General features: G+C 66.7%; 21 protein-coding genes and 2 riboswitches. Of the genes, 8 read left to right on the plus strand and 13 right to left on the minus strand.

What is annotated here, in order from left to right; genetic code table 11:
* Positions 1-79: 79 nt before the first annotated feature.
* Positions 80-628, plus strand: coding sequence for a low molecular weight protein-tyrosine-phosphatase (locus tag ARTH_RS19485; RefSeq protein ID WP_011693672.1), 549 nt, complete (start codon positions 80-82; stop codon positions 626-628).
* Positions 625-2,673: an aminodeoxychorismate synthase component I gene (gene pabB, locus ARTH_RS19490; RefSeq protein WP_011693673.1), complete on the plus strand. Its 2,049-nt coding sequence runs from the start codon at positions 625-627 to the stop codon at positions 2,671-2,673. The genes ARTH_RS19485 and pabB overlap by 4 nt, the downstream gene beginning before the upstream one ends.
* A 36-nt stretch (positions 2,674-2,709) precedes the next feature.
* Here pabB and cls read toward each other — a convergent pair whose 3' ends face one another.
* Complete coding sequence (gene cls / locus ARTH_RS19495; protein ID WP_011693674.1) at positions 2,710-4,185, minus strand: cardiolipin synthase; 1,476 nt, start codon at positions 4,183-4,185, stop codon at positions 2,710-2,712.
* Between the two features lie 103 nt (positions 4,186-4,288).
* Between cls and ARTH_RS19500 the strand changes: the two genes are divergently transcribed.
* Positions 4,289-5,227: an aminodeoxychorismate lyase gene (locus ARTH_RS19500; RefSeq protein ID WP_011693675.1), complete on the plus strand. Its 939-nt coding sequence runs from the start codon at positions 4,289-4,291 to the stop codon at positions 5,225-5,227.
* Between the two features lie 146 nt (positions 5,228-5,373).
* Here ARTH_RS19500 and ARTH_RS19505 read toward each other — a convergent pair whose 3' ends face one another.
* On the minus strand, positions 5,374-6,618 hold the full coding sequence (locus ARTH_RS19505) for an IS110-like element ISArsp3 family transposase (protein WP_011689782.1): 1,245 nt from the start codon (positions 6,616-6,618) through the stop codon (positions 5,374-5,376).
* A 197-nt stretch (positions 6,619-6,815) separates the two neighbouring features.
* Positions 6,816-7,490, minus strand: a complete 675-nt coding sequence (locus tag ARTH_RS19510) for a DinB family protein (protein WP_011693676.1) — start codon at positions 7,488-7,490, stop codon at positions 6,816-6,818.
* A gap of 336 nt (positions 7,491-7,826) precedes the next feature.
* Here ARTH_RS19510 and ARTH_RS19515 point away from each other — a divergent pair, with 336 nt between their 5' ends.
* On the plus strand, positions 7,827-9,071 hold the full coding sequence (locus ARTH_RS19515; protein ID WP_011689782.1) for an IS110-like element ISArsp3 family transposase: 1,245 nt from the start codon (positions 7,827-7,829) through the stop codon (positions 9,069-9,071).
* Positions 9,072-9,191: 120 nt separating this feature from the next.
* Here ARTH_RS19515 and ARTH_RS19520 read toward each other — a convergent pair whose 3' ends face one another.
* From ARTH_RS19520 to ARTH_RS19535, 4 genes are all read right to left on the minus strand, one after another.
* Positions 9,192-10,232: an EAL domain-containing protein gene (locus ARTH_RS19520; protein WP_232223557.1), complete on the minus strand. Its 1,041-nt coding sequence runs from the start codon at positions 10,230-10,232 to the stop codon at positions 9,192-9,194.
* Positions 10,233-10,485: 253 nt separating this feature from the next.
* Positions 10,486-11,520, minus strand: coding sequence for a PLP-dependent cysteine synthase family protein (locus ARTH_RS19525; RefSeq protein WP_011693678.1), 1,035 nt, complete (start codon positions 11,518-11,520; stop codon positions 10,486-10,488).
* On the minus strand, positions 11,517-13,121 hold the full coding sequence (locus tag ARTH_RS19530; RefSeq protein ID WP_011693679.1) for an aromatic amino acid ammonia-lyase: 1,605 nt from the start codon (positions 13,119-13,121) through the stop codon (positions 11,517-11,519). The genes ARTH_RS19525 and ARTH_RS19530 overlap by 4 nt, the downstream gene beginning before the upstream one ends.
* Positions 13,122-13,125: 4 nt before the next feature.
* Positions 13,126-14,421, minus strand: coding sequence for an NtaA/DmoA family FMN-dependent monooxygenase (locus ARTH_RS19535; protein WP_011693680.1), 1,296 nt, complete (start codon positions 14,419-14,421; stop codon positions 13,126-13,128).
* A gap of 220 nt (positions 14,422-14,641) precedes the next feature.
* A riboswitch (SAM riboswitch) is annotated at positions 14,642-14,754 on the plus strand.
* A gap of 82 nt (positions 14,755-14,836) precedes the next feature.
* On the opposite strand from ARTH_RS19535, the gene ARTH_RS19540 reads away from it, so the two are divergent.
* The 3 genes from ARTH_RS19540 to ARTH_RS19550 are packed head-to-tail and all read left to right on the plus strand — an operon-like array spanning position 14,837 to position 16,722.
* Positions 14,837-15,106, plus strand: a complete 270-nt coding sequence (locus tag ARTH_RS19540) for a DUF1737 domain-containing protein (RefSeq protein WP_156810859.1) — start codon at positions 14,837-14,839, stop codon at positions 15,104-15,106.
* On the plus strand, positions 15,103-15,513 hold the full coding sequence (locus ARTH_RS19545) for a rhodanese-like domain-containing protein (protein WP_011693682.1): 411 nt from the start codon (positions 15,103-15,105) through the stop codon (positions 15,511-15,513). Before ARTH_RS19540 ends, ARTH_RS19545 begins: the two co-directional genes overlap by 4 nt.
* Positions 15,514-16,722, plus strand: coding sequence for an O-succinylhomoserine sulfhydrylase (locus ARTH_RS19550; protein WP_011693683.1), 1,209 nt, complete (start codon positions 15,514-15,516; stop codon positions 16,720-16,722).
* 51 nt (positions 16,723-16,773) lie between these two features.
* On the opposite strand, the gene ARTH_RS19555 is transcribed toward ARTH_RS19550, so the two are convergent.
* The 6 genes from ARTH_RS19555 to ARTH_RS19580 all read right to left on the minus strand — a co-directional run bounded on the left by ARTH_RS19555 (position 16,774) and on the right by ARTH_RS19580 (position 23,126).
* A complete protein-coding gene (locus ARTH_RS19555; protein WP_011693684.1) occupies positions 16,774-17,097 on the minus strand; it encodes a hypothetical protein in 324 nt (107 codons plus the stop codon).
* Between the two features lie 28 nt (positions 17,098-17,125).
* Complete coding sequence (locus ARTH_RS19560; protein WP_011693685.1) at positions 17,126-18,352, minus strand: glutamate--cysteine ligase 2; 1,227 nt, start codon at positions 18,350-18,352, stop codon at positions 17,126-17,128.
* A gap of 73 nt (positions 18,353-18,425) precedes the next feature.
* Complete coding sequence (locus tag ARTH_RS19565) at positions 18,426-19,949, minus strand: UDP-N-acetylglucosamine 1-carboxyvinyltransferase (RefSeq protein WP_011693686.1); 1,524 nt, start codon at positions 19,947-19,949, stop codon at positions 18,426-18,428.
* A 108-nt stretch (positions 19,950-20,057) separates the two neighbouring features.
* Positions 20,058-20,861 (minus strand): energy-coupling factor transporter transmembrane component T family protein, encoded by an 804-nt coding sequence (locus ARTH_RS19570; protein WP_011693687.1) that lies wholly within the window; start codon positions 20,859-20,861, stop codon positions 20,058-20,060.
* Positions 20,858-22,477, minus strand: coding sequence for an ABC transporter ATP-binding protein (locus ARTH_RS19575; protein WP_011693688.1), 1,620 nt, complete (start codon positions 22,475-22,477; stop codon positions 20,858-20,860). Before ARTH_RS19575 ends, ARTH_RS19570 begins: the two co-directional genes overlap by 4 nt.
* 16 nt (positions 22,478-22,493) lie before the next feature.
* Positions 22,494-23,126: an ECF transporter S component gene (locus ARTH_RS19580; protein WP_011693689.1), complete on the minus strand. Its 633-nt coding sequence runs from the start codon at positions 23,124-23,126 to the stop codon at positions 22,494-22,496.
* A 73-nt stretch (positions 23,127-23,199) separates the two neighbouring features.
* A riboswitch (TPP riboswitch) is annotated at positions 23,200-23,343 on the minus strand.
* Positions 23,344-23,493: 150 nt separating this feature from the next.
* Here ARTH_RS19580 and ARTH_RS19585 point away from each other — a divergent pair.
* Positions 23,494-23,757: a DUF4235 domain-containing protein gene (locus tag ARTH_RS19585; protein WP_011693690.1), complete on the plus strand. Its 264-nt coding sequence runs from the start codon at positions 23,494-23,496 to the stop codon at positions 23,755-23,757.
* Positions 23,758-23,773 lie beyond the last annotated feature (16 nt).

The raw sequence follows: 23,773 nt of genomic DNA on the forward strand, positions 1-23,773 counted from the left end.
TCGACACAATATTGACGCGCCCGTAATGCGCACGGCTTGTGACTAGCCAAGAGGGGGCACCATCCCCCATGCTTGCTCCATGTCCTCAATGTCGAGCCCATACCGGATCATCGCGGTGTGCACCGGAAATATCTGCCGGTCCCCGATGGCCGAGCTGATGCTGGCCAAGGCCTTCGCAGCAGCGGGGCTCGCCGGCGACGTCGTGGTGGATTCAGCCGGAACCACAGCCTATGAGGCCGGCCGCCCCATCGATCCCCGGGCCGCCCGAAAGCTGGCCGCCCACCAACTCGCCTCCAACGCGCACGTGGCGCGGGAGTGGCGTCCCGAATGGTTCCGTGACCGTCACCTGATCCTCGCCCTGGACGTGGACCATTACGGCTGGCTCCGGGCGACGGCCCCCGACGGCGAGGCGCTGGCACGGATCCGGATGCTGCGCAGCTTCGACCCGGCAGTCTCCGGCAGGGACCTCCTGGACCAGGGAATCGAGGACCCCTGGTACGGCGGCCATGCCGACTTCGACATCACCTGGGACCTCATCAAGGCTGCCGTTCCCGGAATCGTGGACCATGTCCGGCGGGAAGTGCAGCAACAGAAGCAGCCCGGGCAGCAGGTACGCTCTATTTCATGACCCCTGCACCCGTGATCATTGCCGTCGACGGCCGGTCCGGCGCAGGAAAAACCACCCTCGCAATCGAGCTTGCCGCGCGGCTGCGGGAGCATCACAAGGTGTCGCTGTTCCATCTGGAGGACGTCTATCCCGGCTGGAACGGCCTGGCGGCGGGCATCGAACGTTATGTCACCACCGTGCTGGCCCCGCTGAGCCGCGGCGAAGCTGCCGAATGGGTCAGCTGGGACTGGGAGAACCACTACGACGGCCAGTCGCGCACAACACTTCCGGCAGAGATCGTCATCGTGGAGGGTGTGGGCGCCGCTGCGGCATCCGCCCGCCCGCTGCTGGACGCCGTGGTCTGGGCGGAGTCCTCCGACGTCGACCGCCGCACCCGCGCCCTGGCACGCGACGGCAGCACTTACGAACCGTTCTGGGACCAGTGGGCAGCTCAGGAGGATGAGTGGCTGGCAACGGACAGGGTGCAGGACCATGCCGACATCCGGGTGCTCAATCTGGCCGACGGCACCGCGCCGGATGATGTCCTCCGGGCCCTCCAGTACCTTCCCGCCCTTGCGGCCGTGCTGCTGCCCGAGCTCTCGGCCCGCCGCGGCCTTCAGCTCCATGCCGAACGGCTGGACTGCGTTCCCGACGCCGCCCGGCTCTTCGGTGCACTCTACGGCGACTCACCGAATGCCGTGTGGCTGGATTCCTCGCTCAGGACGGACGGAGCGGCCGCCGAGCGCAGCCGCTTCAGCATCATGGCGGACGACGGCGGCAGCTTCGGCCAGGACGTCCGGCACCGTTCCGGCGTGACCCGGCTGACCACCGGCACCGCCACGGTTGCCATCGCCGGACCGTTCTTCCGCTGGCTCGATGCCGTCTGGGGCCGCCGCGCCCTCCGCGCGCCGGAGGGCTACCCCTGCGAATTCACCCTCGGCTGGCTGGGCTACCTGGGCTACGAACTCAAGCGCGAAACCGGCGGCAGCGACGTTCCGTCCGGAATCCCCGATGCCGCCATGATCTTCGCCGGCCGGGCAATGGTCCTGGACCATCGGGATGGCAGCGTGTGGCTCCTGGCCCTGGAGGCTCCCGATGCCGCGGAGTGGCTGGCATTCGCCCGCTCAGCCGTCGCGGCGGCCGCCGGCCCCTCGGAACCGGGCGCCAGCGCCGCCGTCGTACCCGCAACAGCGCCCGCCCCCGCATTCACGGGCCGTGACACCGAGCAGGCCTACAAGCTCAAGATCGCCGACGCGCAGCGAGAAATCGCCGAGGGAAACACCTACGAAGTGTGCCTCACCACGGCCGTTAGCGCAGCCGTGCCGGCCGGTGCGGACGGATTGGATCCCTGGCGCACCTACCTGGCGCTGCGCCGGAAAAACCCTGCACCGTTCGCCAGCTATCTGCGGTTCGGCGGCCTCACCGTCGCCAGCACGTCGCCGGAGCGTTTCCTGCGGATAGCGGCCGACGGCGGCATGCGCGCCGAGCCGATCAAGGGCACCCGCCCGCGGGCGGCGGAACCGGTCCGGGACCGGCAGCTGCGCGAGGACCTGGAGTCCTCCCCCAAGGACCGGGCCGAGAACATCATGATCGTGGACCTGCTCCGCAACGACCTCAGCCACTTCGCCGTGGCAGGGTCTGTCACTGTCAGCAGGCTCTGCGCGATCGAAAGCTATGCCACGGTCCACCAGATGGTCAGCACCATCGATGCGAAGCTGAGGCCGGGGCTGCCGCGCGCCGAGGCCGTCGCCGCATGCTTTCCCGCGGGCTCCATGACGGGGGCGCCGAAGATCAGCACCATGGCCATCCTGGACCGTCTGGAAGGGGCGCCGCGCGGGGTCTACTCGGGCGCCATCGGCTATTTCTCCCTGAGCGGGGCGATGGACAACGCAGTGGCCATCCGGACCCTGGTGATCCGCGCCGACGGTGCCGGCGGCACTGAACTGAGCCTCGGCGTCGGCGGTGCCATCACCGCGGATTCCTCACCGCAGGAAGAGTACGACGAAATCCGGACCAAGGCGTACGGGGTCCTGTCCGCGCTGGGCGCGGACTTCCCGGAAAGCTGAACCCGCCTGCTGCGGGGGCCCTGACGCCGGGCGGCCCTACTGCAGCGTGGCCGTGAGCCGGGCGACGTTGTCCACGTACTTGACCGCCATGGGCCGTTCCATCCAGTCCTCGAGCGTCAGTTCACGGGAGATGCCCCGGTAGGTGTCCTCCACGGCGCGCATCTTGGCCACGATGTCGGCGCCAAGGAGCATCACCGAAACCTCCAGGTTCAGCGAGAAGGACCTCATGTCCATGTTGCTGGACCCCAGCACCGCTACTTCGTCGTCGATGGTGAAATGCTTCGCATGCAGCACGAACGGCGCCTTGTACAGGTAGATCCGCACGCCCGCTTCCAGCAGCGCCTCGTAGTAGGACTGCTGCGCGTGGTGGACCAGGAACTGGTCCCCCTTTTCCGAGACGAAAAGTTCGACGTCGACGCCGCGTTGCGCCGCCGTCGTCACCGCGTAGAGCAGCGAATCATCGGGGACGAAGTATGGGCTGCAGATGGAGATCTTGTGCTGCGCGGAGTAGATGAGGGTGTTGAAGAGGCGCAGGTTGTTCTCGGTGATGAAGCCGGGGCCGCTGGGCACGGCCTGGGCGGTCACGGCGCCCGCTGCCGTCTCGGGCTGGTAGGCCAGCTGGTCCTCCAGGGACTCGTCCGTCTCACTGAGCCAGTCGGTGGCAAATACCACGTTGAGCGTGGTGACGATCGGCCCGCGCATGCATGCCATGAGCTCCACCCACTCGCGCCCCACCTTGCGGTGCCGGGGATTGTTGTAGGACGGTTCGATCAGGTTCTGCGAGCCCGTGAAGGCGATTTCGCCGTCGATCACCATGATCTTGCGGTGGTTGCGCAGGTCCGGACGGCGCCACTGGCCGTGGACGGGGTTCAGTGGCAACATGGGCCGCCACTGGATCTGGCTGGCCTTCAGGCGCGCGATGAGCTTGCGGTAGCCCTTGATGCGCAGGGTGCCGAGGTGGTCGAACAGCACTCGGACCTGGACGCCGCGCTCCGCGGCCTCTTCCAGTGCGGTGAACAGGTCATCGGTGATGTGGTCCGTGCTCATGATGTAGAACTCGGCGTTGACGAAGTTCTTCGCCCCGCGCACGGCGGCGGCCATGGCTTTGATCGAGTCGGGGTAACCGGGCAGTAGCTCCACGCTGTTGCCGTCCACCATGGGCAGCGAACCAAGGGTCTTGTTCAGTTCTGCCGCCGACGCTACCCATTCCGGGCCGTCGTATTCGCTTTCGACGGCGGCCAGCTGGGAGGTGCCGGCGCGGACCCGCTTGTTCACGGCATCCTGCTGTGCACGGCGCTTCCGGGAGAGTTTGAAGTTTCCAAAAAGCAGGAACAGGATCAGGCCGAGGGCGGGCACAAAGAAGATTCCCAGCAGCCAGGCCATGGCCGTGGTGGGACGGCGGTTCCCCGGAATGATTCCCAACGCCAGCACCCGGATCACCAGGTCAACAATGCTCAGCGCGAGCACGAGCCAGTAAGGCGCGGTGCCCACCAGCGGAAACGGCCACAACACAGACAGACTCCCACGGTTACTCGCCCGCCGGACCGGTTCCGGAGAGGCATCCAGCACAGCCTATCCCGCGGCCGGCGTCCGGGACCGAGGATAAGCTGGAGGCATGACTCCTGCTGCCCCGGCCACCGTTCTCGTATTCCTTGATCCCCGGTTCGACGACGGCCGGATTGCCGATGCTTCGCAGCCGCAGCTGATGGCCACGGACCAAGGTGCCACGCGCGGCGACGGCGTGTTTGAGTCCATGCTGGCCGTGGGCGGAAACCCGCGGAAGCTGGACGCCCACCTGCGGCGGCTGCAGGGTTCGGCCCGCGCGCTGGAGCTGGACATCCCGGGCGAGGACACCTGGCGCCGGGCCATAGCGACGGCGGTGGCCGAATACCGTTCCCAGCATCCCGCCGGCACACCGGAGGAAGACGAGACGGTGGTGAAGCTGATCTGCACCCGCGGCGCCGAGGGCGGAGCACGCCCCACCTGCTGGGTCCAGGCTTCCCCCGTCCCCGCCGCCGGCCGGCGCCAGCGCGAGACGGGGATAGACGTCATCCTCCTGGACCGCGGCTACGACAGTGAAGTGGGTGAACGGGCGCCGTGGCTGCTGCTGGGCGCCAAGACGCTCTCCTACGCGGTGAACATGGCGGCCCTGCGGTACGCCCACAACCAGGGGGCGGACGACGTCATCTTCACCTCGTCCGACGGACGGGTCCTCGAAGGCCCCACGTCCACCGTCCTGCTGGCGCACCTTGACACAGTCGACGACGGCGGCACCCGCACGGTGCGCCGCCTCATCACGCCGCAGCTGGACAGCGGCATCCTCCCGGGAACGTCTCAGGGCGCGCTCTTTGCTGCCGCCAAAGCTGCGGGCTGGGAACTCGGCTACGGCCCGCTGGAGCCGAGGGACCTTTTCGACGCCGACGCCGTGTGGCTGATTTCCAGCATCCGGCTGCTGGCTCCCGTGAACCATATCGACGGCAAGGAAATCGGCACGCCCGCCCTCCGGAAGCAGCTGACCGACGAGCTCAACCAGCTGTTCGCCACGATCGAATAGCCCCTCCTTCCACCCCCTCTCCCGGACGCTCTCTCACATCCTGCCCCCCTTTCCCCGGACGCTCTCTCACTTGATGTCGGGTAAATCCTGACGCTCTCTGACATGAAAATTAGGTGAGTGCGGTGGGGTGCGTGGGGTGAGCGGTGTTATCCGGTCTGTTGCAGGGGTTCGAGAATGACTTGATAGCCGAGGGATTCTAGTTGTCTGACGGCCCGGGCCATGGTTTTAACGGGTGTCTGCCGGGTGAAGTAGTCGGCGCCGGGGTCGTTGTAGAGTTCGCCGGTGGTGAGCATGTGCCACGCTGCGGTGAGGATGGAGTGTTCGACGGCGACGAGGGCTTTGGCGGGTCCGCGCCGGGAGGCAATGCGCCGGTATCTGGCACCGAGGTAGGTGTTCTTCGATTTCGCGCAGGACAGAGCAGCGATGCCCAGGGCACCTTTGAGGTACCGGTTGCCGGGCCGTGTTTTGGTGGATTTGACCCGTCCGGCGGATTCGTTGGATCCCGGGGAAGTACCGGCCCAGGATGCCAGCTGCCCTGCGGTGGCGAATGCGCTCATGTCGGCGCCGGTTTCGGCGATGAAGATTTCCGCGATGGTGGTGCTGAACCCCGGGATGCTCACGAGGAGCTCCCGGGCGAAACGAAAGGGCTCCATCGCCGCCTCGATCCTGGCGCTGAGGTCGTTGATATCGGCGGTGTGGGCATCAATCCGGTGCAGATAGAGTCCGGTCATGTAGCGGTGGTGTTCGGTGAACCGGCCGTTGAGGGCTTGGGTGAGTTCAGGGATTTTGGACCGCAGCCGGCGTTGGGCCATCTCTGCCAGGGCCGCGGGGTCGGTCTGCCCGTCGATGAGTGCTTGGAGGATCAGTCGTCCGGAGACCCCGGTGATGTTCGAAGCTACCGAGGATAGTTTGATGCAGGCGTCCTCGAGGAGTTTCTCCAGGCGCTGGATTTCCCGGGTCCGTTCCTGAGTGATGATGGTCCGGGCCCGGGTCAGGTCCCGCAGTTCACGGATCGGAGGCGGGGGCACGAAGGAGGCCCGGACCAGCCCGTGGGCGCCCAGGTCGGCAAGCCAGGCAGCGTCGGAAACGTCGGTTTTGCGGCCCGGGACGTTCCTGGCGTCATGGGCATTGACCAGGATGATGTTCAGTCCGTCGTCTTCAAGCAGGTAGTAGAAGGGGCGCCAGTAATCACCGGTGGCCTCCATGACCACCAGATCCACGTGCTCGTCCAGGAGGTGTTCCTTTAGCCCCAGGATCTGCCCCGTCATCGAACCCCAGGTCGTGATGGTGGATGTGGTGGACCGGCCGCCGCGGCCCTGGATGCGGACACAGACCTTCGCGTCCTTCTTTGAAATATCGACACCCGCGCAGCGCGGGTGAATGACCTCCATGAGAGCTCACCCTTCCTCGAACAGTCCAACAGATGGCGTCTGTGTCCCGGGGAAGGCGGATAAACAACAAATCTGACATTCGTGCTCAACGGCAACATTCCACGGTCCCGCGGACAAAAGCTGCGCCCTCCACCACCAAACTCACTTACAGGCTCACCGGCACTAAAGAGAGACCGGGGTCGACCGGAACACACTCTTCAGTCTGCTCCGGCAGCCCCGACACCGCAAAGGTTCCCCACAGCAGTACATTTTCGGCCCCCACGGCGGAGCGAAAGCGCCCCTGAGAAACTCACTTGGTCCGCGGCCGCGCGGGCAGCCGCGTGGATCCGGGAGCGGTGCGCAGCCCACTCCTCGGGGGTGCGGGTCGTCAGGTTGGGGTCGCCCGGCCGCTGGCCCGCTGATCCGTCGATGAGCTCGCGGAGGATGTCCGCGTGGCCCAGATGCTGGGCCGTTTCCACGCACATGTGCACCAGGATCTGGTGGAGGGTCACGTGCCTGCGTTCCTCCGGCCACCAAGGCACTTCGCCGGGGGCGTCCAGCGGCAGTGCGTCAATGGTGGCGTCGCTGTGCTCGGCGGAGAACCGATGGAGTTCAACGATCTGCTCGCGGGTTTCCTCCGGACCAGCCCACATGTCGGCGTCGGATTCTGCGTCCTCAGCATCCCAAGGCAAGTTCCGCGGACTCGGGCGCCCGAAGACCTCGCCGAAATATCCGAGCTGCACGCTGGCCACGTGCTTCACCAGGCCCAGGAGGTTGGTGCCGGTCGGCGTTAGGGGTCTCCGGGCGTCGTACTCATCCAGCCCGTCGAGTTTGGCGAGGAGGTCCACGCGCCGCGTGCGCAGGTAACGGTGCAGAGTTGCCTTGTCATCCATAGCGCGCACTATACCCACCCCTCGCCCAACGGGGCTGCCACAAGTGAGTTTCTCAGGGGCGCTTTCGCTCCGCCGTGGGGGCCGAAAATGTACTGCTGTGGGGAACCTTTGCGGTGTCGGGGCTGCCGGAGCAGACTGAAGAGTGTGTTCCGGTCGACCCCGGTCTCTCTTTAGTGCCGGTGAGCCTGTAAGTGAGTTTGGTGGTGGAGGGCGCAGCTTTTGTCCGCGGGACCGTGGAATGTTGCCGTTGAGCACGAATGTCAGATTTGTTGTTTATCCGCCTTCCCCGGGACACAGACGCCATCTGTTGGACTGTTCGAGGAAGGGTGAGCTCTCATGGAGGTCATTCACCCGCGCTGCGCGGGTGTCGATATTTCAAAGAAGGACGCGAAGGTCTGTGTCCGCATCCAGGGCCGCGGCGGCCGGTCCACCACATCCACCATCACGACCTGGGGTTCGATGACGGGGCAGATCCTGGGGCTAAAGGAACACCTCCTGGACGAGCACGTGGATCTGGTGGTCATGGAGGCCACCGGTGATTACTGGCGCCCCTTCTACTACCTGCTTGAAGACGACGGACTGAACATCATCCTGGTCAATGCCCATGACGCCAGGAACGTCCCGGGCCGCAAAACCGACGTTTCCGACGCTGCCTGGCTTGCCGACCTGGGCGCCCACGGGCTGGTCCGGGCCTCCTTCGTGCCCCCGCCTCCGATCCGTGAACTGCGGGACCTGACCCGGGCCCGGACCATCATCACTCAGGAACGGACCCGGGAAATCCAGCGCCTGGAGAAACTCCTCGAGGACGCCTGCATCAAACTATCCTCGGTAGCTTCGAACATCACCGGGGTCTCCGGACGACTGATCCTCCAAGCACTCATCGACGGGCAGACCGACCCCGCGGCCCTGGCAGAGATGGCCCAACGCCGGCTGCGGTCCAAAATCCCTGAACTCACCCAAGCCCTCAACGGCCGGTTCACCGAACACCACCGCTACATGACCGGACTCTATCTGCACCGGATTGATGCCCACACCGCCGATATCAACGACCTCAGCGCCAGGATCGAGGCGGCGATGGAGCCCTTTCGTTTCGCCCGGGAGCTCCTCGTGAGCATCCCGGGGTTCAGCACCACCATCGCGGAAATCTTCATCGCCGAAACCGGCGCCGACATGAGCGCATTCGCCACCGCAGGGCAGCTGGCATCCTGGGCCGGTACTTCCCCGGGATCCAACGAATCCGCCGGACGGGTCAAATCCACCAAAACACGGCCCGGCAACCGGTACCTCAAAGGTGCCCTGGGCATCGCTGCTCTGTCCTGCGCGAAATCGAAGAACACCTACCTCGGTGCCAGATACCGGCGCATTGCCTCCCGGCGCGGACCCGCCAAAGCCCTCGTCGCCGTCGAACACTCCATCCTCACCGCAGCGTGGCACATGCTCACCACCGGCGAACTCTACAACGACCCCGGCGCCGACTACTTCACCCGGCAGACACCCGTTAAAACCATGGCCCGGGCCGTCAGACAACTAGAATCCCTCGGCTATCAAGTCATTCTCGAACCCCTGCAACAGACCGGATAACACCGCTCACCCCACGCACCCCACCGCACTCACCTAATTTTCATGTCAGAGAGCGTCCCGATCCAGGCGGCCACAACTGAGAGAGCGTCCCGATTCGGGCGGCAGGAAGTGAGAGAGCGTCTAGTTGGCCGGGCCGGCGGACCCCGAAATGGAGGCTTCGTGATCGGAGGAGGTTCGCCAGGCGGCCCAGTCGAGGGGCTGGACCGAGGGACGGCCCAGGAGGTATCCCTGCCCGTAGGCCATCCCAAGGTCCATCACCGAGGTGAGCTCGGCCTGGGTTTCGATTCCTTCGGCAACCAGGTCCGCGCCGATTTGCCGGGCGAACTCCACCATGGCCGCGCCCAGGGTCTTCTGGCCCGCGGCATGGTCGATTCCCGCGATGAGGCTGCGGTCGAGCTTGATGATGTCCGGACTGAGGTGCGTGACCTGGCTCATCGAGCCGAAACCCGCTCCGGCGCCGTCGACAGCTACCCGCAGTCCGCGCAAGCGGAGGGGTGCCAGCGCTGCCACGACGGGATCGTATTCATGCTCGGCAAGCCGCTCCGTCAACTCGATGACGATCCGGTCCACGGCCAGTTGGGATTGCTCCACGAACGCCCGGAGCCGGGGGTCCAGGCAGGTGACCGGTGACAGGTTCAGAGCCACGTAGACGTGGGCCGGCAGTTGTTCGGCGGCAACGAGTGCCGCCTGCAGGGCAGCGAATTCAAGGTCGGGTCCGAGGCCTACGGCAGCAGCCTCATTGAACCAGTGGTCCGCACTCGCGCCGTCGTCACTGACGAAACGCGTCAGCGCCTCAACACCAACGACGTTCCGGCTGCGAAGCTCGTGGATGGGCTGGAACGCGGTGAGGAGCATCCTGTCGCCGAGGATCGCCTCGATGCGGCGCCTGCTCCGGCGGGTGAACAGCACCGTGTTGCCGTAGTCCTCATCGGGAGTCGGCAAGTCGGGGCTGGGAAGGGTGGCCTCGGTTTCTTCCGGCTGCTCGTCCGTGATGCTCCGGGTGGCCATGAGGTGCTCAAGGAGGGCGCGTTCGGGATTACCCGGGTACGATTCCATCCGGCTTCGCAACTGTTCACGAGCCCACTCGCTCTGCGGAGTGGCGTCACCCAGTACAGACTCGATGATGTCCCGCGCCTGTCCACGGATCGTCGGATCACTCACGTCCGAAGGCGGCACCGACTGCGGTCCCCGGAAAGCAGTGGATTCTCCATCGGTCAATGCTGGAAAAGAAGTCTCATCCATTGACATTGGCTATTCCTTTATAAGTGCTGGTCCCGGCTGAGCCCGGGACCCGTCCATGATTGCACCGCATTCTTATTCGAGGATGCGGGAACCGCGAACGTTTCAAAAGAGTACAACGCGACCGGTCCGTCTGTCTCTAGCTGTATCCGAGTCGTAATGCTAAGCAGGCGAGTTACTCCTCCACGAATTCAGCGGCCAGGTGGATGTGCTTGTCGGCCAGCCACACAGGATTGAAGGCCTTGCTCAGGTAGTTGCTGCCGGCGTCGGGAGCTATCGCCACCACCACGGATCCGCGCGGCGCGGCACGAGCGACCCTGAGCGCCGCAGCCACCGCGAGCCCGGACGAGGGTCCCAGGGACAGCCCCTCTTCATTCAGCAGCCGGTGCTCCGTGGTGTACACCTCGTTGTTGGGAATGCGCAGGAAGCGGTCCACAATGCCGCGGTCGAAGATCTTGGGCCACTCGGCTTCCGGCCAGGAGTTGCCCACGCCGTCCACCAGGATCTCGCCGGGGTGGCCCCCGCTGTACACGGAACCAACAGGATCCGCGGCGATCACCTCCACATGGCCGCCGGTCTTTTCCTTCAGGTACCGGCCATTGCCGCTGATGGTGCCGCCGGTGCCGATCCCGGCCACGAAATGCGTCACTCTCCCGGACGTCTGCTGCCAGATTTCCGGCGCTGTCCCTTCGTAATGGGCCAGCGGATTGGCCGGATTGTCGAACTGCTGAGGCCGCCAGGCGCCCGGGTTCTCTGCCGTGATCCGGGCCGCGACCGCCCGTGCGTTCTCCGGCGACTCCGACGGCGCGGTCCAGTCCGTCACCACCACCCTGGCACCGTAACGGTGCAGCGCGGCAAGCTTCTCGGACGAGATGGTGTCCCCGGTGACCACCACCACGGGGTGTCCGGTGAGGGCACCAATCAGCGCCAGCCCGATCCCGGTGTTCCCGGACGTGCTCTCCACGATGGTTGCCCCCGGCCGGAGCTCACCGCTGCGCTCAGCCGCGCGGATCATGCTCAGGGCCGTCCGGTCCTTGATGGAGCCGCCGGGATTGTCGGATTCGAGCTTGACGTAAACCGTGCTGCCCAGCCCCTTGCCCAGGACGTCAAGCGGCACCAGCGGGGTGTTTCCCACCTGTGCCAGGACGGCGGCGGCATCCGCCGCAACATCAGCCTCCCGGACCGCGTGCCTGCCTGTCATGGTGCTCATCGCTGCCTTTCCGTGCCGCCGACGGCATGGGAATCCCGGCCGCCGTTCAGGGCACTGTTGAAGCCGTTGCCGAGGAACGCGTCCAGTTCAACGCGCGCCTCGTCCACGAGCGCCGCGGCCGGCAGGTGCCGGGCCAGCAGTCCGGAAAGACGGTCGACGACGGCGGCCGTCCCGTTTCCCAGCGGCCGCACCGCGCGCGCTTCCGCCGCCCCCAGCAGGTACGCCGCTGTCAGCGCCTCGATGGCGAGCAGCTTCCCGGCAGCATCGACGGAACGCTCCAGCTGCTGGAGCGCCAGCGGCGCCAGTGTGGAGTGGTCTTCGACATCGGCGGACAGCGTGGGCGCACCAAGTGTTGCCGGCGCCGCGAGGAACTTGAGCTCGGACAGCAGGCCTGCGGCCGAATACCAGAGCAGTCCGGGCAGCTCTTCCGGCTCCAGCGGTGCTCCGTTCGTGGCGGCCTCGAGGTGCCGCTGGCGGATCCGACGCTGCGGCGGGTAGAGCTTGGCGATCCGGCGTTCGCTGCTGATCCCGAGGTGGGCCAGCCCCAGGCGCAGCGCCTCGAATGCCAGGGCCAGCTGCATGGGCTGGAAGTTACCGCCGGAGACCATCCGACCGGAGCCGATGTCGGTCAGCGGGTTGTCGCCCCGGCCGTTCAGTTCCACTTCCAGAGCGTCTTCCAGCGCCGTGACCTGCCACCGGATGGCGCCGTGGGTCTGGGGTGCCGCGCGGAAGGAAAGCGCGTCCTGCACGGACACCTCCCGCTCCGGGTCCTCCAGCCACCCGCCCTCGAGGAGCCGTAGCACATGGGCCGCCGTGACCGACTGCCCGTGCACTGCCTTGGCCGCCTGCACAGCCGGCGAAAACGGGCTGAGGTTGCCGCCGCCGTCGTGCCTTGCCGTCGCCTCAAGCGACAACGCGAGCGCGGTGTCCGCCAGGTCGGCGAGCCGCAGGATGCGGCGCAGCACCAGCGCGCCGACGCCGATGGAATAGGAGTTGGAGCTGACCAGGGCCAGGGCTTCGCCGGGCGCGAGTTCCAGCGGAGCCAGCCCGGCGTCCGCCAGGGCCTGGCCGCCGGGCAGCAGCTGGCCGTCCACTGCCACCGCCTGGCCCTCCCCGATCGCGACGGCGGCCACTGCGGCGAGGTGGGTCAGGTCTGCGGAGCCTACGGACCCTTCGCGCGGGATGGCGGGGACCACCCCGCGGTTGAGCATTTCAACGTAGAAGCGGGCTGTTTCCGGCCGGACGCCGGAGCCGCCGCGGCTGAAGCCCACAAGCCTCGCCAGGATCACGGCCCGGACCTCATCGGCGCCGAGAAACACGCCCACCCCGCTGTTGTGGTACCTCACCACCTGCACCTGGTAGGCGAGGATCGACTTCTTCTCCACGGCGGTGTCCCGCCCGGATCCCAGCAGCGTATTGAGTCCGTAGACGCGGTGGCCGGAGTCGATGGCCTGCTGCACCACCTCACGCGAGAGCCCGATCAGCTCCAGGGCGTCCACGCTCAGGACGAACTTAACGGCGGGATCAGCCGCGGCTTCGGCGACGTCCCTGGCGCGCAGGTGCGCCGTGCCGATCAGGAACTCTCCGCTGCCGCCGCCCATGGCACTAGAAGTCCAGCAGGTTCCGGCGGAAGCCGCCGTCGCCATAGCTTGTCCGGAGCAGCCCGCGGCGTCGCAGCACCGGGGCCAGCCGGTCCAGCACACCATGAACGGTGGCCGGATCAACGAAACCCGAGAACAGGAAGCCGTCCCCGCCCACCTGCACGCCGGTTTCTTCGAGGTAGTCGGCAATTTCCTCGGCCGTGCCGATGATGCTGTCCCCGGCGCCGCCGCTGCGGGCCTGCAGGAGCTGGCGCAGCGTGGACCCGGGAGGACCCGCCTTGGCGAAATGATCCAGGGTGCCCTGGTTGCTGTTCGTGGTGAGCTCGGGGAGCGGGGCGTCGAGGTCGAACTGCTGGAAGTCGATCACGGAGAGGTAGGAGATGGAGTTCAGCTGGCTGTCGATGTCGCGCTGCGTGAGCTGGCGGCGCTGCTCCCGGAGCTCGTCCGCTTCGGCCCGGGAGCCCACCACGGTGGGTTTGAGGACAAACAGCACCTTGACGTCGTCGGGGTCCCGCCCCGCCGCGGCCGCCTCGGCCCGGATCGAATCACGGTAGGCCCTCATGCCGTCCGCGCCCCTGGCGAGGGCAATTGCGACGTCCGCGTTGCCGCCCGCGAAAGCCTTGCCCCGCGGGGACGCCCCGGCCTGCACCAGCACCGGTTCCTCAGGCAGCGGCGCGGTGTTGAGCGGGCCCCGGACCTTGAAGAATTGGCCGTCGTGGTTGATCGGATGGACCTTCGTATGGTCGGCAAAGATGCCGGCGTCCGGATCCTCGACAATGGCGTCCGGCTCCCAGCTGCGCCAGAGCTTGCGCACCACGTCCACGAATTCCTCCGCCTTCTCATAGCGGAGGTCATGCTCGATCTGCTGGTCCAGCCCGTAGTTCTGCGCAGCAAGATCGCTGCCGGAGGTCACCACGTTCCAGCCCAGCTGGCCGCTGGAGAAATGCTGCAGCGTGGCCAGGAGCCGGGCAGCGGTGAACGGCGGGTAGAAGGACGCACTCACCGTGGGAACAATGCCCAGGTGTTCCGTGGCGGAGAGCAGGTAGGGCACCAGTGCCAGCGGATCGTGCTTCGGCGCAAAGGACGCCTGCGCCAGCGACACCTTGGCGCTTCCGCCGTACGTGTCCGGTACGGTGAGCGAGTCCTCGATGATGAAAAGGTCCAGCCCTGCCCGCTCGAATTCCCGCACGGCGTGCTGGTACAGGGCGGGTTTTTTCCAGTCGTACCCGATGCCATACCCGGGCGTACCCCACCCCTGGACGCCGAACCCGTGACCCACAAACCAACCGAAGTGCAGCATGGGACTGCCTGTATTCCGATTCGATTCATTCACGGCTGCCTGATTTCATCCGGCGTTACAGCGGTTCATCTCCCGTCATTATCCCCCCGGCAGGGTCTTTTGTAACTGCAGCCGGGGGTACCGCCGGGGCGGATGCGGGGCCGCGGTGCGGGCGTTCCCGTTACGGAAGATGACGACGACGGCGGTGCGGGCCGCCGTCGTAAGTGTTACGTTTTTGGGGAGTAATGAGAACCGGCGCCAAGCCCTGACTGGCCGGTCGGCAACCCTCCTTCCACGGCGGGGTGCCTCAGGTGAATACTCGGCATATCGATATTCGAATTGCAAGCGTGAGAGAAGGAGATCCGTCGTGTCCGACGCACCCGCACAGCTGGCCCCGGCAGCCGAACCAGACGCCGCCGGCCAGGAACAACCGGCCCTGGCACTGCCGCAGGAAAGGCTGGCCTACCGGCTCATCACCGGCCCCGACGACCGCTCGTTCTGCGAGCGCATCTCCGCAGCACTGGCCGACGGCTATGTCCTGCACGGAGGCCCGGCGGCAACCTTCAACGGCACCAGCGTGATCGTTGCCCAGGCCGTGATCCTGCCCGAGGCAGTCGCCAGCTCCGACGCGGCGGTGGCAACCGCAGTGGACGAACTTGAGTTCGACGCCGACTTCCCGGGCGAAGGCTTCGAGGGCCACGCATGAGCTACGCCGGAGACCTGAGCCCGCAGGACGCCTGGGCCAAACTGGAGCAGGGCGCCGTCCTGGTGGATGTCCGCACTGAGGGCGAGTGGGCGCACATCGGCATCCCGGACACCAAAGCCACGGATAACGATCCCCTCTTTATCCAGTGGACCTTCCCCGGCGGCATCCCCAACCCGGATTTTGTCGACCAGCTGAAGCAGCAGGCCCCCGAGGACTCCGGCGTCGAACTGGTGTTCCTCTGCCGTTCCGGTGTCCGGTCCGTTGCCGCGGCCATTGCCGCCACCCGGGCCGGGTTCACCGCCTACAACGTCCTCGAAGGCTTCGAAGGCGAACCGGACCGTTACGGCGAACGCACCGTCAACGGCTGGAAGAACCGCGGCCTGCCCACCAATCTCGGAAAGAACTAAGTGACCTTCAATCCCGACGCCGCTGGCTGGAGCCCTGACACCCAGGCTGTCCGCGGCGGACTTGACCGCACCAATTTCCAGGAGACCGCCGAGCCGATCTTCCTCAACTCGGGGTTCGTCTACGAATCCGCGGCAGCTGCCGAGCGGGCATTCACCGGCGAGGACGAACGGTTTGTGTACTCCCGGTACGGCAACCCCTCCGTGGCCACCTTCCAGGAACGCCTCCGGCTGCTCGAGGGCACCGAAGCGTGCTTTGCGACGGCGTCCGGCATGTCCGCCGTCTTTACGGCACTGGGTGCCCTGCTGGCTGCCGGTGACCGGGTGGTTGCCGCCCGGTCGCTGTTCGGCTCCTGCTTTGTCATTTTGAACGAGATCCTGCCCCGGTGGGGCGTCGAAACGGTGTTCGTGGACGGCCCGGACCTGGAACAGTGGCGGACCGCTTTGGCGGAACCGACGACGGCGGTCTTCTTCGAGTCGCCGTCGAACCCGATGCAGGAGATCGTGGACATCGCCGCGGTCAGCGAACTGGCCCACGCTGCCGGGGCGACCGTCGTCGTCGACAATGTCTTTGCCACCCCCCTGCTGCAGCGCTGCGGGGAGCTCGGCGCGGATGTGGTGGTGTACTCCGGCACCAAGCACATTGACGGCCAGGGGCGGGTCCTTGGCGGCGCCATCCTGGGCACCAAGGAGTTCATCGAAGGCCCGGTCAAGCAGCTGATGCGCCACACCGGGCCGGCGCTTTCAGCCTTCAACGCCTGGGTGCTGACGAAGGGCCTGGAAACCATGGCGCTGCGCGTCAACCATTCCTCGGCCTCCGCGCTTCGCCTGGCCGAGTGGCTGGAAGGCCAGCCGGCGGTCAGCTGGGTCAAGTACCCGCTGCTGAAGTCCCACCCGCAGTTTGAGCTGGCGGCCAGGCAGATGAAGGCCGGCGGTACCGTGCTCACGCTGGAGCTTCTGCCGTCGGCGGGCCGCACGGCGAAGGAAGCAGCCTTTGCCCTGCTGGACGCGCTGCGGATCATCGACATCTCCAACAACCTCGGCGATGCCAAGACGCTCATCACCCACCCGGCCACCACCACGCACCGTGCCATGGGGCCGGATGGCCGGGCCGCCATCGGGTTGAGCGACGGCGTGGTCCGCCTGTCGGTAGGACTCGAGGATGTTGACGACCTCATCCGCGACCTGGAGCAGGCGCTCAAACAGATCTGACCATCCCGCCCCTGATCAGCGCCAAGCTACGAAGACCTGCCGCGCCGAAAGTCAGGTGTCCAGCTCCCAGTGCAGGCGGATCGCTTCAGCTATCGGGGCGGCCGCAACGTCCACAGTGAAGGCGACTGGCGCGGTGCCGGTCTCTTCGATGACGGTGTCATGGTAGACGCGGCCGCATGCCGGGCACAGCGTGTAGAGGTCCTCATCCCCGGGCCACTCGGCCAGTCCGGCCGGGACAGGAGTGCCCTCGCCAAGGTGGACGGGCATGCCTTCGGAGTTGGCCTGGATCAGCCCTTCGTCGCTGACGGTGTTTCCGCAGACGCAGGTGATGGTGGTGACATCGTGGCCGGCGACTGTTGCGTATTCGGTTTCCATAGCGCGCTCCGGGGTAGTAGGAACCTGTTCAGGACTGGCGAACGCGCAGCAGCACCGGCGCCTTCTCGCGCGCGGTGACGGCTTCGGTCCGGCGCATGCTCACGTCCACCGCGTGGGCAACCACGGCGGCCAGCCCGGCGGCGGCCTCCGGGTTCCCGGCAAGGCATTCCTGCATGGCAAGCCGCTGCTGTTCCGAACCGGTCCCCCGGTCCAGGATCCTCCGCACGCCTTCCCAGGCCAGTTCCAGCTCGTCCTGTTCCGCCAGGACGGGCGCGACGTAGTCCACCAGCGCCTCCACGACTTCCTCGGCGGGAGCGGGGCGGAACGTGCCGAAATCCAGAAGGTCTCCCCGGAGTCCGCAGTTGCTTGCCTGCCACGCGGCCATCCGCAGGAGCACCGTCGGCACGGGCGCGGGGTCTACACCGGCCCGCCATTCCCTGCTGGCCGATTCCACCAGCGCCCGCACCAGCACGGCGATCAGGGCGGCGTCCTCGGCCTGCAGGCAAACGTCCGCCACCCGGACTTCCACGGTGGGGTGGTTCCGGGAGAGCCTCGCATCAAAATAGATCATGCCCTCGTCCAGCAGCACGCCGCTGTCCAGCAGCCGGGTGACCACGCGGCGGTACATGGAGTGCGTCCCGAAGATCTGGGACGGGCCCGACGTCGGCCAGCGGTTCCAGGCCTGCGTGCGGTAACTCTCGAAGCCGGTCTCCACGCCGTTCCAGTACGGCGAATTTGCGCTGAGCGCCGTGAGCACCGCCAGCTTGTCCCTGAGCCGGTCGATGACAGCCACGCCTTCTTCCGGGGATTCGACGAAGGTGTGGACATGGAAACCGCAGGTCAGCTGCTCATGGACGGTGAGGCCAAAGCGTTCCTGCATGGTGGCATAGCGGGGGTTCGGTGTGGTGTGCGTCGTGGAGGCAATCGGCGATGTTGCCAGCGCGGCCACCCGCGCATTGTGTTTCTCCGCGGCGGTATCTGCCAGGGCCCGGCCCTGGCGGATCTGGAGGAGCAGCTCCTCATAGTTCAGACACGGACGGGTCTGCGTCTCGATCTGTTCAAGTTTCAGTTCGGCAGTGAGCCCGGTGTCGCCGTCGTCACGGGTTGGATCGTGGGGGTCCAGGATCCGGGGTTTGTCCGGAGCATCGTCCGCAGCAAGCTTCCGCCCTGTCAGCAGGGCGTCCGCCAGTGCCAGCGGCTCCCCGGTCACGGGGTCCACAATCAGCAGCTCTTCCTCAACCCCGAAAGTTCGCATGCATACATTGTGCCCCCGTGACCGCCCTGTACGACAGGCGCCGCAACGGCGCCTTCTTTCGGCGCCGGACGGGTCAGTCCTGGAAGTATTCGATCTTCGCGCCGATGGTGTTGAGCCGCTCGGCCAGGTCCTCGTACCCGCGCTCGATCACGTAGATGTTGCGCAGCTCCGAAACCCCGCGGGCGGCCAGCATGGCCAGCAGGATGCATGCGGCCGGGCGGAGGGCGGGCGGGCAGCCCACCTCGGCGGCACGCCACCTGGTGGGTCCGTTGACGTAGATCCGGTGCGGATCCAGCAGCTGGACGCGGGCCCCGAGCTTGTTCAGCTCGGTGAGGTAGATGGCACGGTTCTCGTAGACCCAGTCGTGGATCATGGTCTGGCCTTCGGCGTTGGCGGCAATGACGGCGAAGAACGGCAGGTTGTCGATGTTCAGGCCGGGGAACGGCATGGGGTGGATCTTGTCCGTCGGGGCATGCAATGCGGAGGGTTTGGTGGTGACATCCACCAGCCGGGTGCGGCCGTTACGGGCAAAGTACTCGCCGGAGATCTCCAGTTCCTGGCCCATCTGCTCCAGGGTGGCGAGTTCTATTTCCATGAACTCAATGGGGACCCGGCGAATGGTGACCTCGGAATTGGTCACGATGCCGGCGGTGATGAGGCTCATCGCTTCGATCGGGTCCTCGGACGGGAAGTATTCAATGTCGACGTCGATGGACGGCAGCCCGGTGATCTTCAGGGTGGTGGTCCCCACGCCGTCGATCTTCACGCCGAGGCCCTGCAGGTAGAAGCAGAGATCCTGGACCATGTAATTCGGGCTGGCGTTGCGGATCACGGTGGTGCCGCGGCGGTGGGCGGCCGCCATGATGGCATTCTCGGTGACCGTGTCACCGCGTTCGCTCAGCACAAAGGTGCGGTTGTCGCCGTCGGCCGGCGGTGCCTGCACCGAATAGAAGCCGGAGGTGGCTTCCACGGACAGGCCGAACTGGCGCAGGGCCTGCATGTGCGGCTCCACGGTGCGGGTGCCGAGGTCGCAGCCGCCCGCGTACGGGAGACGGTACTCCGCGGACTCGTCCAGGAGCGGCCCCAGCAGCATGATCACGCTGCGGGTGCGGCGGGCAGCCTCCACGTCCATGGAATCCAGGTCCAGCACGGCGGGGCGGCGGATCTGCAGATCGTTGGCATTGAGCCAGGTGCATTCGACGCCGATGCTGGTGAGCACCTCCACGATCCGGTTCACTTCCTCGATCCGGGCCAGCCGGCGCAGCGTGGTGGTGCCGCGGTTGATGAGGCTGGCACAGAGAAGGGCAACTCCTGCGTTCTTGCTGCTGTTGACGTCCACCGAACCGGACAGAGTGCGGCCGCCCTCCACCCGGAGGTGTGTCATCTGCGGCCGGCCCACTTTGACGATGCTGCGGCCCACAATGGCCTCGAGCCGCTGGATCATTTTGAGACTGAGGTTCTGCTTGCCCTGTTCCATCCGGGCGATGGCGCTCTGGCTGGTGCCTAGCTCGGCGGCCAGCTGTCCCTGGGTCCAGCCCTTCTCCCCGCGGGCATCGCGGAGCAGCAGGCCTACATGTTCAGCAGTCTCTTGAGTCATACAAGAAAAATATCACGCATGAGCTATTCGGGAACGCGAAACGCGGAAAAGTGCACTTGAACTCACACAATATCCATGTCGTGCGATATGCAGGGTGTCAGCCGGCCGCTATTGCTGCTCCAGAAACACCATATTCCAGGTCCCTGCCCCGACTGCCGCGGACACGGCCACCGCCGCAATCAGCACGCCGCCGAGAACCACCCAGACGTCCAGCGGGCTGTACGTGGACTCACGCGCCCAGGTCCGCTGCGCGCCGCCGAACCCCCGCGCCTCCATAGTGACGGCAAGCCGCGACGCCCGGCGCACGGCCTGGACCAGGAGTCCGAAGCTCTGCCCCAGCGTCGCCCGGAGGCGCTGTGCCGGGCTGCCGTGCGAGCCCACACCGCGGGCGCGACGGGCCATGCCGATCGTCTGCCATTCCTCGGCCATCAGCCCCACGAGCCGCATGGCGGCCAGCGTACCCAGCACGAAACGGTGCGGCAGCTTCGCCTTCTGGGCGAGGGCGTCTGCCAGGTCGGTCGGGTCCGTGCAGCTCATCAACAGCACCGCGGGGAGGGCGATTGCCACCCCCCGCAGCAGGAATCCCAGCCCCAGCTCCAGCGAGCCTTCACTGATGGACCAGATCCCGACGTCGAGCAGTATCCTTCCGGCGTCCGGCGCCAGGATCGAAGTGCTCCAGCCGCCCAGTGCAGCCGCCACGATCAGTGGCCAGCCACGCTGCCAAAGCAGCGCGACGGTCAGTCCGGCCAGCGGAAAGAGCAGCAGCTCGAAGGCCAGCGCAACGGAGGCGGACACCCAGTCGATGGACAGCGCCAGCACTACGGTCATCAGCATCACGACGGCGAACTTGGCCAGCGGATTGGCCCGGGTGAGCAGGGCGTGGTTCGCCTGCAGGGTCAGCGCTTCCCTCACGGTGCAGCCACCTCCGGGTTGCGCAGGCCGGGACGGCCGGGCTCAGGCGTGCCAAGATTCAGCTCGGTGCCGCCGAGGACGTCGCTGAACTCCTGGTCGTGGGTCACCGACACCACGGCGGTGCCGGCGTCGAGGAGTTCGGAGAGGAAGGACGCCAGTTCCGCCCAGGTATTGGCATCCTGCCCGAAGGTGGGCTCGTCGAGGATCAGCACGCGGGGATGGGCGGCCAACACGGTGGCGACGGACAGCCGGCGCTTCTCTCCGCCGGAGAGCGTGTAGGGGTTGGCGTCCACCAGCTTGGTCAGCCGGAGACGCTCCAGGAGTTCGTCCACTCGGTCCTCTCCGTGGCCCAGGTGCCGCGGGCCGAACATCAGCTCATCCAGCACCCGGCCGGTGACGAACTGGTGCTCCGGCTCCTGGAACACGGTTCCGATCCGGGAGATCAGCTGCTCCGCCTTCCACTTGTACGGGTCAATGCCGGCACCTTCGCTGAGGTCAACCGTGGCGGAAACCGTGCCCGCCACCGGCTGGAGCAGGCCGGCGAGGGTCAGGGCAAACGTGGACTTTCCGGAACCGTTCGGCCCCGTGATGGTCAGTGCCTGGCCGGCACGGACCTGCGCCGTGATGCCGGACTGCACCGGTACCGGCTGGACAGCCTTGAACCGCCGCCGGCGGGGACGTTCGCGGGACACGGCAAGGTTCTCGGAGGCCAGCAGGAGGTTCCCGGCGCCCGGCTCTCCCGGGCCGCCCTGCGCTCCGGTGCCGGGTGCTCCGGTGGCACCGGTCCGCGCCCGGGTGGCGGGCACGTACCCGGGCACCCAGACGCCGGCGGCAACGAGCATGTCCCGCGCCTCTGCCAGGACCTGGTCCGGGGGGCCGTCCAGGAGCACCGCGGTGTCCGTGGCGGATCCCGGCTGCAGCACCACGATCCGGTCCACAAGGTCTTTCCATACGCCCACGCGGTGTTCCACCACCACCAGCGTTGCCCCGGTCTTGTCCAGGCACCGGCCCACGGCGTCACGGACTTCCAGGACGCCCGCGGGGTCCAGGTTGGCGGTGGGCTCGTCGAGGAGCAGCAGTCCTGGGCGCATGGCGAGGATGCCGGCCAGCGCGAGGCGCTGCTTCTGCCCGCCGGACAGGGCCGACGTCGGGTGGTCCAGCGGCAGGTGGGCCAGCCCGACGTCCTCGAGCGCCTCTCCGACACGCGTCCAGATGTCCGGGCGCGGGACGGCGAGGTTCTCGGCGCCGAAGGCGACGTCGTCCCCCACGCGGGAAAGGACCACCTGCGTCTCGGGGTCCTGCTGCATCAGGCCGGCTCGCCCGCGCCGGGCACGCGGCGGGGCGCCGTCGATCAGCAGGGTGCCGGTCTCGTCGGAGTCGTCGGCATCCGGCGTTCCGTCGTGGTGGGCTCCGGAGTCGCTGTCACCGAGCACCCCGGCGAGGGCATGCAGCAGCGTGGATTTGCCCGCGCCGGAGGGACCCAGCAGCAGCACGCGTTCGCCCGGCCGAATGTCCAGGTCCAGGCCGTGGACGGCGGGCCGGGACCGGCCGGCATGCCGCCAGCCCCAGCCGCGTGCCGTGACCGCTGCCGGGCGGACGGTGTCGGAAGACGTCATGAGCAGTGTGCGTTCATCAGGAGAAGACGGGCTCCGCCGCTGCCTTGCGGGAGGCGAAGGAGCTCAGCACGCCGGTCCGGGCCAGGCCGCGGGTGGCGATCCAGGACAGGCCGCCGGCGATGATCGCACCGGAGATGGCCGTGAAGATGATGTAAGCCAGCTTGTCGCCGGCGGCGTAGGCGATATTCCACCCCCACGGGGCGAACGAGTCGTTCAGGCCGCAGAAGAGGCCCGCAGCGGCACCGGCCAGTAGCGAAACGGGGAGGTTGAACTTCTTGTAAACGAACACCGCGAAGATGATCTCCGCACCGAGCCCCTGCACGAAGCCGGAGAACAGCACGGACGCGCCGTACTGCGAGCCCATGATCAGCTCACCGGTGGCGGCCACTGTTTCGCAGAACAGGGCGGCTCCGGGCTTGCGGATGATCAGCATGCCCAGGACGGCGGGAATCATCCAGCCGCCTGCGATGAGGCCGGTCAGCGGCGGGTAGACGGCGTTCATGGGCGGCGAAACGGCAGCGGCCCCCTGGGACCAGGCCCAGAAAATGACGCCGCCGGCTACTGCGATCAACGCGGCAACCACAATGTCCACCACACGCCAGTTGTACTTGCTGTTGCCAAGCGTCTGCTTGGCCGTCATTCCAGTCATTTTCTTCCTCCTGAGGTACAGGAGGGGAGAGTGCTACCCGGGCAGTCCGCGGCTTCCGCCGCCAGCTGCCGGACACTCTGAGAACTCGACTCCCTTGCGCCGGTACTAACCGGATCAGGTTCGAGGGTCTGCGGCTGTCCGCACTCTCAGCGCCCGCCTCCGGTTCCCTGGAAATGTTCCAGTGATGCCCGACGGCGACGCTCCCCTGTCGTATCAATTCGCCCTTGTGGGCGTGGATTAGTTTACACCCGCGGGCCCGCGAAATCCCGGGGAGGGTGTCACAATGCGCGGTGATGCGGCCGGGTTGATGCGGCTAGGCTAGGGGAAGCCCTGTTTCCGTCGTTTCCCACCTGTAAGGGGTACTGGAGTGAGTTTTTTCATCAAGCTGCTTGGAACCGGAGTGAGCCTGCTTGCCGGATTCGCCGGCACCAAGGCCGTTGACGTCGTCTGGGAAAAGATCACCGGCCGCAAGCCCCCGAAGGGCGACAAGGACGACGTCCCCACCACCCTGCGCAGCGCCCTGACCTTTGCGCTGATCTCGGCGGCTGTCAGCGCCATCATCCAGGTCCTGGCCAACCGGGGCACGCAGCGTGCCATCACCCGCTTCGCCAAGAGCCAGGACATCGTCTAGGCATTTGAGGGCCGCC

This window comes from Arthrobacter sp. FB24 (assembly GCF_000196235.1).
GTDB lineage: Bacteria > Actinomycetota > Actinomycetes > Actinomycetales > Micrococcaceae > Arthrobacter.